The 12458-nt window shown below is 63.8% G+C and carries 11 protein-coding genes; 3 read left to right on the top strand and 8 right to left on the bottom strand.

Features of this window, described 5'->3' with window-relative positions; genetic code table 11:
• The first annotated feature begins 45 nt into the window (after positions 1-45).
• Positions 46-1056, top strand: coding sequence for a polyprenyl synthetase family protein (locus KJQ96_RS31670; protein ID WP_213290279.1), 1011 nt, complete (start codon positions 46-48; stop codon positions 1054-1056).
• 143 nt (positions 1057-1199) lie between these two features.
• The gene (locus KJQ96_RS31675; RefSeq protein WP_213290280.1) at positions 1200-1829 is read left to right on the top strand and encodes a LysE family translocator; all 630 of its coding nucleotides are present in this window, start codon (positions 1200-1202) and stop codon (positions 1827-1829) included.
• Here KJQ96_RS31675 and KJQ96_RS31680 read toward each other — a convergent pair.
• The 3 genes from KJQ96_RS31680 to KJQ96_RS31690 all read right to left on the bottom strand — a co-directional run bounded on the left by KJQ96_RS31680 (position 1826) and on the right by KJQ96_RS31690 (position 6441).
• Positions 1826-2710, bottom strand: a complete 885-nt coding sequence (locus tag KJQ96_RS31680) for a 4-(cytidine 5'-diphospho)-2-C-methyl-D-erythritol kinase (protein WP_213290281.1) — start codon at positions 2708-2710, stop codon at positions 1826-1828. The two genes, KJQ96_RS31675 and KJQ96_RS31680, sit on opposite strands and share 4 nt — an antisense overlap.
• Before the next feature lie 26 nt (positions 2711-2736).
• On the bottom strand, positions 2737-4518 hold the full coding sequence (locus KJQ96_RS31685; RefSeq protein WP_213290282.1) for a tetratricopeptide repeat protein: 1782 nt from the start codon (positions 4516-4518) through the stop codon (positions 2737-2739).
• Positions 4519-4782: 264 nt separating this feature from the next.
• Positions 4783-6441, bottom strand: coding sequence for an electron transfer flavoprotein-ubiquinone oxidoreductase (locus tag KJQ96_RS31690; protein WP_213290283.1), 1659 nt, complete (start codon positions 6439-6441; stop codon positions 4783-4785).
• Between the two features lie 134 nt (positions 6442-6575).
• On the opposite strand from KJQ96_RS31690, the gene KJQ96_RS31695 reads away from it, so the two are divergent.
• Entirely contained in the window at positions 6576-7400 is an 825-nt protein-coding gene (locus KJQ96_RS31695; protein WP_213290314.1) for a uracil-DNA glycosylase family protein, read from the top strand.
• Between the two features lie 73 nt (positions 7401-7473).
• On the opposite strand, the gene KJQ96_RS31700 is transcribed toward KJQ96_RS31695, so the two are convergent.
• From KJQ96_RS31700 to KJQ96_RS31720, 5 genes are all read right to left on the bottom strand, one after another.
• Positions 7474-8979: a glycosyltransferase family 39 protein gene (locus tag KJQ96_RS31700; RefSeq protein WP_213290284.1), complete on the bottom strand. Its 1506-nt coding sequence runs from the start codon at positions 8977-8979 to the stop codon at positions 7474-7476.
• A 78-nt stretch (positions 8980-9057) separates the two neighbouring features.
• Positions 9058-9849, bottom strand: coding sequence for a ribonuclease HII (locus tag KJQ96_RS31705; protein ID WP_213290285.1), 792 nt, complete (start codon positions 9847-9849; stop codon positions 9058-9060).
• A 60-nt stretch (positions 9850-9909) separates the two neighbouring features.
• Positions 9910-10485, bottom strand: coding sequence for a GNAT family N-acetyltransferase (locus KJQ96_RS31710; protein WP_213290286.1), 576 nt, complete (start codon positions 10483-10485; stop codon positions 9910-9912).
• A 60-nt stretch (positions 10486-10545) separates the two neighbouring features.
• Positions 10546-10995: a VOC family protein gene (locus tag KJQ96_RS31715; protein WP_213290287.1), complete on the bottom strand. Its 450-nt coding sequence runs from the start codon at positions 10993-10995 to the stop codon at positions 10546-10548.
• Between the two features lie 160 nt (positions 10996-11155).
• The gene (locus KJQ96_RS31720) at positions 11156-12316 is read right to left on the bottom strand and encodes a PA0069 family radical SAM protein (protein WP_213290288.1); all 1161 of its coding nucleotides are present in this window, start codon (positions 12314-12316) and stop codon (positions 11156-11158) included.
• Between the last annotated feature and the right edge of the window lie 142 nt (positions 12317-12458).

Consider the following 12458-nt stretch of genomic DNA (forward strand, 5'->3'; position numbering starts at 1 on the left):
TTGTAGAACAAGGATAGTGCGAATTGGCCAAAATTGGAGACCCGTGTGGCGGTTATTGTACCCTTCGAAAGCCCGTCGAACGCTTCGATAGATGCGCTGGTCGGGCTGGTCGCCGCCGACATGGAGCGGGTCAACGCCACGATCCTGTCGCGCACGGGATCGGAAGTCACCATGATTCCGGAAGTCGCCAACCACCTGATCTCATCCGGCGGCAAACGTCTGCGCCCGATGCTGACGCTGGCGATGGCGGGCCTCGCCGGCTATTCCGGCGATGGTCACATCAAGCTCGCGGCCTCCGTCGAATTCATGCACACCGCGACGCTCTTGCATGACGACGTGGTCGACGAGAGCGAACTGCGCCGCGGCAAGCTGTCAGCGCGGATGCTGTGGGGCAATGAGGCCAGCGTGCTGGTCGGCGACTTCCTGCTCGGTCAGGCCTTTCGCATGATGGTCGAGGTCGGCTCGCTGCGTGCGCTCGATATTCTCTCCTCGGCCGCGGCCACCATCGCCGAAGGCGAAGTGATGCAGCTTGCGGCGGCCAAGAACACCGCGACCACCGAGGACGAATACCTCGCCGTGATCAGGGGCAAGACCGCCGAACTGTTCGCCGCCGCCTGCGAAGTCGGACCCGCGATCGCCAACCGGCCGAAGGCCGAGCAGACCGCATGCCGCTCGGTCGGCATGAATCTCGGCATCGCATTCCAGCTCGTCGACGACGTGCTGGACTACGGCGGCAAGGCCGCGAAACTCGGCAAGAACATCGGCGACGATTTCCGTGAAGGCAAGATCACCCTGCCGGTAGTGCTGGCGTTCCGCCGCGGCAATGACAGCGAGCGGAAGTTCTGGATCAAGGCATTGGAGCGCGGCGAGATCGGCGACAGCGACCTCGATCACGCCATCGGCCTGATGACCAAGCACCGCGCGCTGGAAGACACGATCAGCCGCGCCCAGCACTACGGCGCAATGGCCGTCGACGCGCTCGCGCTATTTCCGGCTTCACCGATGAAGAGCGCGCTCGAACAAGTCGTGGCGTTCTGCCTGGCGAGGTCGCATTGATCCCACTTCCGTCATACCCCGCGAAGGCGGGGTATCCAGTACGCCGCCGTCTATCGATTCAATCACTTATGTCTCTGGAACACTGGATCACCCGCCTTCGCGGGTGATGACAGCGCTCCACCCATCCTACGAGAGAGATCGCATTGAACAGCACCAATTTCATGTTGTTCCTCTTGGCCGCACTCGTCATCGCCGCCGTCCCCGGTCCAGGTATCTTTTACGTCGCCGCACGGACGCTGTCAGGCGGCAAGAGCGCCGGTATCGCTTCGACATTCGGGACTGCGCTTGGCGGCTTGGTGCACGTGATTGCGGGCGGGCTTGGCGTCTCGGCGCTCATCCTGGCCAGCGCTGAGCTGTTCACCGCGCTCAAATTCGCCGGCGCAATCTATCTCATGTGGCTCGGCTTCAAGACGTTTCGCGAGGCGCGCAATCTGCTGCCGCAACAAGCCGTCGCGGTCGGTACACAACAGGCGTTTCGGGAAGGCGTGCTGGTCGAAGCCTTGAACCCGAAGACCGCGGCGTTCTTCCTGGCCTTCATTCCGCAATTCCTCGATCCGGCCGGCAGCTATCCGGCGCTCCAGTTCATGGCGCTGGGCCTGATCTCGGTCGCGCTGAACACGCTTGTCGATATCATCGTGGTAATGATGGCCGCGACCGCGCACAGTGGTCTCACGCGCAGACCGAACTTGCTTCAACGATTGCGACAGGGCTCGGGGCTGTTCATCGCGGGCCTCGGTATTTCGCTGGCGATGGCGCGGCGGCCCGCGAGCTAACTCAGCGTTCCCGTATGCACCCACCATCCGGGGTGATCGCGCCGAATCTGCTCTGCCGCGCGTCCGGCTTCGACGGTGTTCTCGTAGATCGCAAAGCAGGTGGCGCCGGAGCCGGACATCCGTGCCAGCCAGGCGCCGTTGGTCGCGTTGAGCGCTGCGATGACCTCGCCGATCACGGGCTGGACACGCATGGCGGGCGCTTCCAGATCGTTGGAGCTGGCGGCAAGCGCTTCGACCCAATCTTCCAGCGATGCCTTCTCGTCCGGCCAGCGGTCCCGCAGCAGGACGTCGGTGACGCCGACCAGCAATTCTCCTTTGCGCAGGCCGAGCGCGTTGAAAACGTCGCGGGTCGAGACGGCAACGCCGGGGTTGACCATCACGCACGGCATCTTCGGCAGACTGAGCGGCTGCAGCGTTTCGCCGACGCCGGTCATGACGCAGCCGCGCGAGTTGACGCAGACCGGCACGTCGGCGCCGGTCAGTTGCGCGACCTCGACGATGCGGGGATCGTCGAGCGCGAGCCCGTTCAACTGTGCAAGCAACCGCAGCGCCGCCGCGGCATCGGCCGAACCGCCGCCGATTCCGGCCGCGACCGGCAAGACCTTGTCGAGCGTAAAGCTGCCGGCTTTCATGTCAGGCACGCGCTCGGCCAAGAGGCGCGCGGCCTTGAGCACCAGATTGTCCGAGGTCTCGCCGCAGGCCTGCGCCAGCGGTCCCGACATCTTCAAATCCAGATCCGAACCCGGCGTCAGCGTCAGCCGGTCGGCGCAGTCGGCGAACGCGACCACACTTTCGAGATCATGGTAGCCGTCGGCACGGCGGCCATTCACCCGCAAGGTCAGGTTGACCTTGGCGCGCGCCTTGTCATTCAACAGCGGCATTGCCGAACAGCCCCAAAGTCCTTGCCTCAGCCACCCCTGCCGTCTTCTTTCTTCTTGTCGGCGGAAGCCGCAGAGGAAGTGTCTTCGGGCAGGCCATTGGCAATCTTGGCTTCGATCTTCGGCAATTCCTCCGCCTCGGGCTTGAGGTCGCGTGCATGGGCCCACTGGAATTTGGCTTCCAGCGTCCGCCCGACGCGCCAATAGGCATCGCCGAGATGGTCATTGATGGTCGGATCCTCCGGCTTGAGGTCAATCGCACGCTCGAGATGCTTCACCGCGTCTTCAAAATTGCCGATCCGGTAAAACGCCCAGCCCAGCGAATCCACGATGTAGCCGTCATCGGGGCGCTGGTCGACGGCGCGCCGGATCATCTTCATGCCTTCGTCGAGGTTGATGCCCTGGTCGATCCAGGAATAGCCGAGATAGTTCAGGACATGCGGTTGCTCGGGCTGCAGCTCCAGCGCCTTGCGCATGTCGGCCTCGGCCTTGCTCCACTGCTTGGACCGTTCCTCGCAAATGCCGCGATAGTAATAAGTGACCCAGGTGTTCTTGTCCGTCACCCCGGACATCGCATCGATCGCCAGCGTATAGGTATTGGCGCAATCGCTGAACTTCTTGCGGCCGCGCTCGATGTTGCCAAGCGCCATAATGGCTTCGATGTCCTTCGGCGCCTCCGCGGTGACGCCCTTGAGGATCTTGATCGCCTCTTCGCTGCGGTCGGCGGCGTCGAGATTGGTGGCGAGCTGGATCTGCGCATTGCGCTTGAGCGGCGAACTGGCCGGCATGCGCTCGTAGACCTTGATCGCCATCTGCGGCTTCTTCACGGACTCGTAGAGATCGGCGAGCGACAACAGCGCCAGCGGATGATTGGGCTGCAGGTAGAGCGCGAGCTGCAGATAGACCAGCGCCAGATCCTCTCCGCCGCGGCGGGTCAGCGTGGCGCCGATGCCGTACAGCGCCTCGGCCGCACCGGCCTGCGCCGAATCGACCAGCGCCGACATCTTCTTGCCGGCCCGGGTTTCGCGCAGGCCTTCCTGCACCAGTGGATGCCGCGGCAACTTCTTGTCGAACGCTTCGTAGATGGCAGCCGCCGCCGCGCCATCCTTGTTGCGCGACAGCCAGCGCGCATAGGCGTCGGATACGCGCAGCATCGAATCGTCGAGTTTGTAGGCGCGCTCGAACCGCGTGCCGGCGTCCTTGTCCTTGCCCGAGATCTCCAGGATCATGCCGGTGTGGAGATCCTTGAAGATCGGATACCATTCCGGTCCGGTCAGCTTGTCGATATTGGCCACCGCAGTCTTGGCATCGCCCGCGCCGTAGCTCGCCCATCCCGACAACAGCGTCGCCACCAGGTCGGTGATCGGTCCGCGGATCGACTGGTTGATGTTGAGCTGCGCGGCCGCATATTTCTTCTGCTTGAGGTCGCGGACGCCGACCACCAGCCGCGCGACGCGGTTCGCCTTGTCCATCGTCAGGATGCGATCGGCGAGCTTGACCGCTTCATCGATGTCGCCATCGGCAAGCGAAGAGATGAAGGCGCGATCCAGGAGTTCGTTGTTCTTCGGATCGGTGCGCAGCGCGGAGCGATAGAATGCCGCAGCCGAGGCCGCATCGCGCTCGACGCTGGCGTGGCGTGCGGCGAGATAGCTGCCGGCCGTCGTTAGCGACTTCAGATCGGATTTGGTGGGGAATTGCGCGGCGTTGTCGGCCGTATGTTCGGGCGTCTGGGCCCACGCCACGCCGGGCGCGGCCAGGCTGGCAACAGTAATTGCGGCGATGGTCCAACGATTCATACGAGTGGAAAGCATCACAGTTCGCCTAGCTCCAGGATGTATGGCGGGATCGTTACGATCGGTCTCGAATGCAAACCCAAGCGGCGGCATCTCAGGCAGCGACAATGCCGCTTTTGGCCTTCAACCGCAAGGATACGGGTTGGCGAATCGATTGGCAGATAGGCCCTTAGGGCTCCGATTTAGCCAGCCCAACCCGGAAACGCTTTTACTGTGGCGGTATCGTGGCCGGAGGCGGTATCACCCTCCTCCAACTCACGCAATCGTGGTCTATACGGCCTCTTACATGCCCTGGTAATTCGGCCCACCGCCGCCTTCCGGCGGAACCCAGGTGATATTGCCGTTCGGGTCCTTCACGTCGCAGGTTTTGCAGTGGACGCAGTTCTGGGCGTTGATCTGGAAGCGCGGACCCGAGGCCTCCTCGACCCATTCATAGACGCCGGCCGGGCAATAGCGGTTCGACGGACCGGCATAGACATCGTACTCGGACGCCTTCTGCAGGTTCATATCGGCAACCTTGAGATGAACCGGCTGGTCCTCCTCATGGTTGGTGTTGGAGAGGAACACCGAGGACAACTTGTCGAAGGTGAGCTTGCCATCTGGCTTGGGATAGGCGATCGGCGCATGCGCCTTGGCCGGATCCAGCGTCTTGCGGTCGGACTTGGCGTGCGACTGGGTTCCGAACAGCGAGAAGCCCAGCGTGTTGCACCACATGTCGAAGCCGCCCAGCGCCACGCCGATGATGGTGCCGAATTTCGACCATAGCGGCTTGACGTTGCGGACCCGGTGCAGGTCTCGACCTACGGCGGAATCGCGCCAGGCGTTTTCGTATTCCACCAGTTCGTCGTTGGCGCGGCCGGCGCCGAGCGCTGCCGAAACGTGTTCGGCCGCGAGCATGCCGCTGCCCATCGCGTTGTGCACGCCCTTGATGCGCGGCACGTTGACGAAGCCCGCCGCGCAGCCGATCAGCGCGCCGCCCGGGAAACTTAAGCGCGGCACCGACTGATAGCCGCCTTCGGTGATGGCGCGCGCGCCGTAGGAGATACGCTTGCCGCCTTCGAACACGGGGCGGATGGCGGGATGCGTCTTGAAGCGCTGGAATTCGTCGAATGGCGAGAGATACGGATCGTCGTAATTGAGATGCACGACGAAACCGACCGCCACCTTGTTGTCGTCGTAATGGTAGAGGAACGAGCCGCCGCCGGTCTTGTTGTTCAGCGGCCAGCCGAACGAATGCTGGATCAGGCCCTTCTGGTGCTTGGCGGGATGGATCTCCCAGACTTCCTTCAGCCCGATGCCGAATTTCGGCGGCTCGCTTTTCGCGTCGAGCGAGTATTTCGCGATCAGTTCCTTGCTCAGGCTGCCGCGCGCGCCTTCGGCGAACAGCGTGTATTTGCCGAGCAGTTCCATGCCGCGGGTATATGAATCCTTGTGGCTGCCGTCCCTGGCGATACCCATGTCGCCGGTCGCGATGCCCCGCACCGCGCCGTTATCGTCATACAGCACTTCGGTCGCGGCAAAGCCGGGATAGATTTCGACGCCGAGCGCCTCGGCCTTTGGCGCCAGCCAGCGGCAGACATTGCCGAGCGAGCCGATATAGCAGTGATGATTGTTCATCAGCGGCGGCATTGCGAAGTTCGGCAGCCGGATCGCGCTGGTCGCGGTGGTCCAGTAGAAGCGGTCGTCCTTGACCTGGGTTTTGAGCGGGCAATCGGCGTCCTCACGCCAATCCGGAATCAGCTTGTCGAGCGACACCGGATCGATCACCGCGCCCGACAGGATGTGCGCGCCGACCTCGGAACCCTTCTCCACCACGACGATACTGAGATCGGCATTGAGCTGCTTCAGGCGGATCGCCGCAGCGAGGCCAGACGGCCCGGCGCCGACGATCACGACGTCGAATTCCATGGATTCGCGGGGAGGAAGTTCTTCTGCACTCATGATCTGATCTCAGCCCAATTGAGAACGGCTCTAAAGGCTCGTTGTTTCCGATTTTTGCGGGGAGGACAACCATGGAAATGCAGCACGAGGTCGTTTCACGCCGGCTCGATCCATATTAGATTGGCATCATGGATTTGATCTCCGAACCCGCGCCTAATGTCAGGCAATTGCTGGCTTTTTATCTTGAGGCCGGGGTCGATTGCGCGTTGATGGAGGAACCAGTCGATCGGCTGACGGAGCCGGACACCCCTGCTCCCCCCATCGCTGTGCGCGAGACTGCGCCATCCCGCCCCGTCAGGGAAATGCCCGCCGCGATGCCGGCGGTTCCGCGCAGCGAAATAGCGCCCGCGCCTGAAGCCGCCATCGCTCTCGCGCGCGAGGCGGCGCGAACGGCGCCGACGCTCGAAGCGCTGCGTGCGCTCCTGGAAACTTTCGAGGGCTGCGCGCTCCGAAACACCGCGACGCGGCTGGTGTTTGCCGACGGCAACCCGCAGGCGCGCGTCATGTTCGTCGGCGAAGCACCCGGACGCGACGAAGACATCGAGGGCCTGCCCTTCGTCGGACGTTCCGGCAAGTTGCTGGACCGGATGATCGCGGCAATCGGACTAGACCGCAGCAAGGCCTACATCGCCAACGTGATTCCCTGGCGACCGCCCGGCAACCGAACGCCAACGCCGCAGGAGACGCAAATCTGCCTGCCGTTCATCCAGCGGCAGATCGAACTCGTGAACCCCGACATACTGGTGACGCTCGGCAACCCCTCGACGCAAACGCTGCTGTCGACTCGCGATGGCATCATGAAGACCCGCGGCAGGTGGTTCGACTACGACACCGGCACCCGCACGATCCGCGCCATGGCGACGTTCCACCCGGCCTATTTGTTGCGCTCGCCATCCTACAAGCGGATGTCCTGGCAAGACTTGCGCGCCATTGCGAAGGCGCTGGAGCAAGCGAATTAGCTCGTGTCCCGGACGCGGTGCAGCGCGTCTTGGCGGTGCACCGCAGAGCCGGGACCCACGCCGGCGCAAGACCTCACGGCGCCTTCGGCCGCACGATTGCCCAGCCGATCCGCAGCAATGGCTGGCGGCCGTTCACCATCCATTCGAAGGCGCGCGGCACTTCCGGCACCAGGCCGGGAAAGCGTTGCGCGATGTCGGGCGGCGGCGCGCCCGAGGTGTCGGAGGCGCGCCAGACCACGACACCGCCGGTCTCATTGAATTTCGCGACCGACAGCCATGGGGTTCGCTCCGGCGTGGCATCGAGCAACAGATGCGGGCGCCCGCTGCTCATGGCGATGAAGCTCGCTAGTTGCGGATCGCCGGCCACCGCGCGCAGGCGCTGGTTGGTCCGGCGCTCAAAGCTGTCGCCGAAGAAATGCGCAATGGCTTTTGCCGGCAGCGAGGTCGGCACTTCGTTCGCGGTCCACGGCAAAAACAGCGTAGCTGCAATCGTCACCAAGGCAGGCGCGACGACCGCCGCCGCCCACAGCGTCCGCAACAGGCGCTGGCGCCGCAGATGGATCAGATCGCCGCTCGCCACGATTATGGCGAGCCCCGACATCAGCAAGGCCACGCCCTCCCCGCCGACGACATGATCGAGGTTGAAGATGCCCGCGATCAGACTTCCGAGCAGCGCCGGCGCAAGCGCAAAGAAATAGACGAAGTCGCGCGCCAGCGGATCGACCGGCGGCCGGTAGATAATCGGCGCCTCCCCGGCATGGCGGGCGAACCGGCCGGAGTTGAGGATCGCCAGCAGCACGATGGCGGACATTGCGAGCACGAGGCCAACGAGTAGCCAGCCCCATTGCAGGACGCGCCCGCCGAGATCGGAGATCGCGGGCCACGGCGGCATCGCGAGCGCATCGGCGCGGAGCAACCAGGTCAGGTAGGGCAAGACCAGGACGGCGATCACGAGCAGCGCATAGAGCGGATCGGGCGACATCAGCACGCGCCGCCCCCGCGCGGTGGCAACGGCAAACCCGGCGAGCAGCAGCAACAATCCGAGCGCGGCCGGCGTCGTCAGCAGCAAAAGCCCGGCCTCGATCGACCAGGCGAACCAGGCGTTGCGCCGGTTCTGGCCGATCAACTGCCAGGAATGCAGCAAAAGCAGCGCCCATAGCGGGCGCGCCAGCACCAGCGGGCCGAACTCGACGCCGGGCGAGCTGAAGGCCACCACCGTCATCGACAGCAGCACCGCGAGCACCGCCTGCTGCCCGCCGACAATCGCGCGACCCAGTTGATAGTAGATCCAGAAGGTGACGACGGCGCAGACCTGCGCCAGCAGATAGACGCCGAACATATGGTTTCCGGCGGCCCGAAACGCGATGTCGGCCAGCCAGAACGCCAGCGGCGGACCGAGCCAGGTTCCGACCTGATATTCCCGGCCAAAGGCCAGTGCGGTCGCAAGATCACCGGGCGGGCTGCGGTACAGCAGCATCGGCAGGATCAGCCAAATTGCGGCCTGGACCAACACCACGAGCCAGACCACCAGCCGCGGCCGGGCGCGGATCAGTTCGACAACGAGCGAGGTGAAGCGCATGAAACGTCCGAATGCCGGGCCGGGCAGCCCTGTCCCCCGACGGTTGATAGAGCGCAGGAGCCGTCGAGGCAACCGATCTCAGATCGTGGCCGAGACCTCGGAAGCAATCTCTCCGTCCACGCTGAAGAGGTCGGGTTCGATCGTCTCTTCGACTGTCTCGGGGAAATGTTTCAGCCGCGCGGCAATGACGGGTGCAAAAAACCGGCGGTGGTGGATGCTTGGACCGAGGCGGTCCAGCGCCTCGCGGTGTTCCGGCACCGCGTAGCCCTTGTGGGTTTCGAAGCCGTAACCCGGACAATCCAGCGCCAATGCGCTCATCAGGCGGTCGCGCGTCACCTTGGCGATGATCGAGGCGGCTGCGATCGACACGACAAGGCCGTCGCCGCCGATCACCGCGTCGCAGTCGCAGGGCGCATCGATCTTGTCGCGGCCGTCGACGAACACATGCTTCGGCATTTCGGGCAGCGCGCGCACAGAACGCGCCAGCGCCCAGAGCGAAGCGCGCAAGATATTGTCGCGGTCGATCCGCGCGGGCGAGGCAAAGGCGACCGCAAACGACGAGGTGGCGCAGATCTCCTCGAACAGTTCCTCGCGGCGTTCGGGCGTCAGCCGCTTGGAATCGTCGATGCCTTTGGGGATTCGCTTGGGATCGAGGATGACCGCGGCCGCCACCACCGGACCCGCCAGCGGACCGCGCCCCGCCTCGTCGCAGCCGGCGACCGGCCAGATGCCGCGCCTGATCAGCGCCCGCTCGCGGCGAAAGCTCGGCGGCGCAAGCGTGATCACGCCCTTGGGCAGCTCGGCCTCTTCCTTGCCGGCTTTCTTGGCTGATTTCCCGTCAGATTTCTTGGCAGACTTGTCCCGAATCATGGTCGAGATTCGTGCGCCAGCGCGCGGCCGCGCGCAACCGGGAACCTGGCACAATTCCCGTTATTCAGCGCGACCTCGTCGCCACTCCCCGGCCTCAATCACATAAACGCTCCGGCTGCCGCGCTTGGGCTCTGCAATCATCTGCCGGTAACGCATTCCGAGTTTCTCGAGGGCACGAATGGATGGCGCATTTCTCGGATCGACCAGTCCAAGTAATCTTTCGCATTTGAGGTGGTCGAACCCGAACGCGAGTTGCGCCTTCCCAATCTCGGTCGCGATCCCCCGGCCCCATACCCGGCGCGCAAGCACAAACCCGATCTCGAAATCGTTAGTTCCCAACGCATCGCATGGGGACAAGCCGGCAAAGCCGATGATCTCACCCACAGGCTTTTCGGCCAGAACCGCCATCCCCGTGGGGCTGCCACCGAAGGTGAAGAATCGCCGAATGAAATCCTCGGCAGCGTCCCTTGCCATCGGCGCGCCGGCAAATGCGAACCGCATTACATCGCTATCGCTGAACATCAGATCCTGCAGGACCGATATGTCGCTTTCAGCCGCAGCACGCAGAATCAGGCGCGGCGTTGTCAGAATGACGAGCGGCTGCTCTTCCGACGCTGGCGCGGGCTGCTGGTTCATCAAACCGCAATACGGCAATTCACCGGCCGGAAGAAGTGGCGCTGCCGCAACGTCGCGCGTTTAATCCGGCAGGTGAACCCGCCGGTCCTCGCCGACCTCGACGCCGGGCGCCACCACGACTTCCCAAGTGTGGTTGTCGGGATCGGCGAAATAGCCGGAATAACCGCCGTAGTCGGTCTTGTGCGCGGGCTTCAACAGCGACGCGCCGCAGGAGATGGCGAAATCGAGCGCAGCGTCCACCTCCTTGGTAGAGCTGCAATTCCAGGCGAGCGTCGTACCGCGAAACGTCTTCGGCCGCGGCTGATCCGGCAGCTTGGCGTCGCCGGCGAGTTGATCCCATGGGTAGAGCGCAATCACCGTGCCGCCGGTGTCGAAGAAAGCGACGGCCTCACCGGTTGCGCGCATTTTTCTTGCAAAACCGAGCGCCTCATAAAAGGCAATACTGGCGCGCATGTCGCTCACGCCTAGCGTGATGACCGTGAACCGGGGGATTGGTCTGCCAGTACTCATGCAAATCTCCATCGGGTCATTGCGAGAAGCGGAAGCGACGTTTCCGCCGTAGCTCGGCGAGCTAAGGCGGACGCAATCCATTCTTCCTTGCTTGGCGCGATGGATTGCGTCGCGGAGCCTGTCATCGGGCGCGCATTCGCGCGACGGCTCGCAATGACGATCAGAACAAACTCAACTGCTGTCCGTTCCGCTTCGGCTTCACGAAATGATCGGTCGTCAGTTTCGAACGCCGCTTGTTGAGGCCGAGCTTCTCGCAGGCGATTTCGAACCGCCGCCCGATCATCCAGGCCATCGGGCCGGTGCCCTTCATCCGCGTACCCCATTGCGAGTCGTAGTCGCGCCCGCCGCGCATGTCGCGGATCAGGGTGAAGACGTGACGGTAACGATCGGGATAATTCGCCATCAGCCATTCGCGAAAGAGGTCGCGCACCTCGAGCGGCAGCCGCAGCAGCACGTAGCTCGCTTCCTTGACGCCGGCGTGAGCCGCGGCATCGAGAATGCGTTCGATCTCGGAATCGTTCAGCGCGGGAATAACGGGTGCGACCATCACGGTGGCAGGAATGCCGGCCTGCGACAGTTGCCGCAGCGCCTCCAGCCGCTTCGGCGGCGTCGAGGCGCGCGGCTCCATCGTGCGGGCGAGCTTGGGGTCGAGCGTGGTCACGGAAATCGCGACCTTTGCCAGATTGCGCTTTGCCATTCGCTGCAGAATATCGATGTCGCGCGTCACCAGCGCCGATTTGGTGACGATGCCGACGGGATGGCCGGCCCGATCGAGCACTTCGAGAATGCCGCGCATGATCTTGTGCTCGCGCTCGATCGGCTGATAGGGATCGGTGTTGGTGCCGATCGCGATCATGCGCGGCTCGTAGCCGGGCGCCGCCAATTCTTTCTCGAGCAATTCCGGCGCGTCCGGCTTGGCGAGCAATTTGGATTCGAAATCGAGTCCGGGCGACAGGCCGAGAAAGGCGTGGGTCGGCCGCGCGAAGCAGTAGACGCAGCCATGCTCGCAGCCGCGATAGGGATTGATCGAGCGATCGAAACCGATGTCGGGCGAGTCGTTGCGGGTGATGATCTTGCGCGAGGTATCCAGCGAGACCGTGGTCTTGAACGGTGGCAGGTCGTCCAGGCTCTGCCAGCCATCGTCGAAGGCGACCCGCGCCTCGGCTTCGAACCGGCCGCTGTCGTTGGACTGCGCGCCGCGGCCGCGCCGCCGCTGGCGTTCGATGGCGACCGCGAGTTCGGGAAAAGGTGTCGCACCCGCCGGCTCGGAGGGCGGCGTGACCGGCGGGTGCTTGAGGGCATGAGAGGATGCTCGGCTCATGAAGCGAACATAGCACGCATCAAGAACAAATCAAGAACATCTTCGGCAGCAGTTCACTGTAAGCGCGGACACTGGAGACGGAGCCGGCGCCCGATGCCGCAAAAATCTGCACGCAAGCGGCTGTTTTGATTGTGACAAGATG

Source organism: Bradyrhizobium sp. sGM-13, from assembly GCF_018398875.1.
Taxonomy (GTDB): Bacteria; Pseudomonadota; Alphaproteobacteria; order Rhizobiales; family Xanthobacteraceae; genus Bradyrhizobium.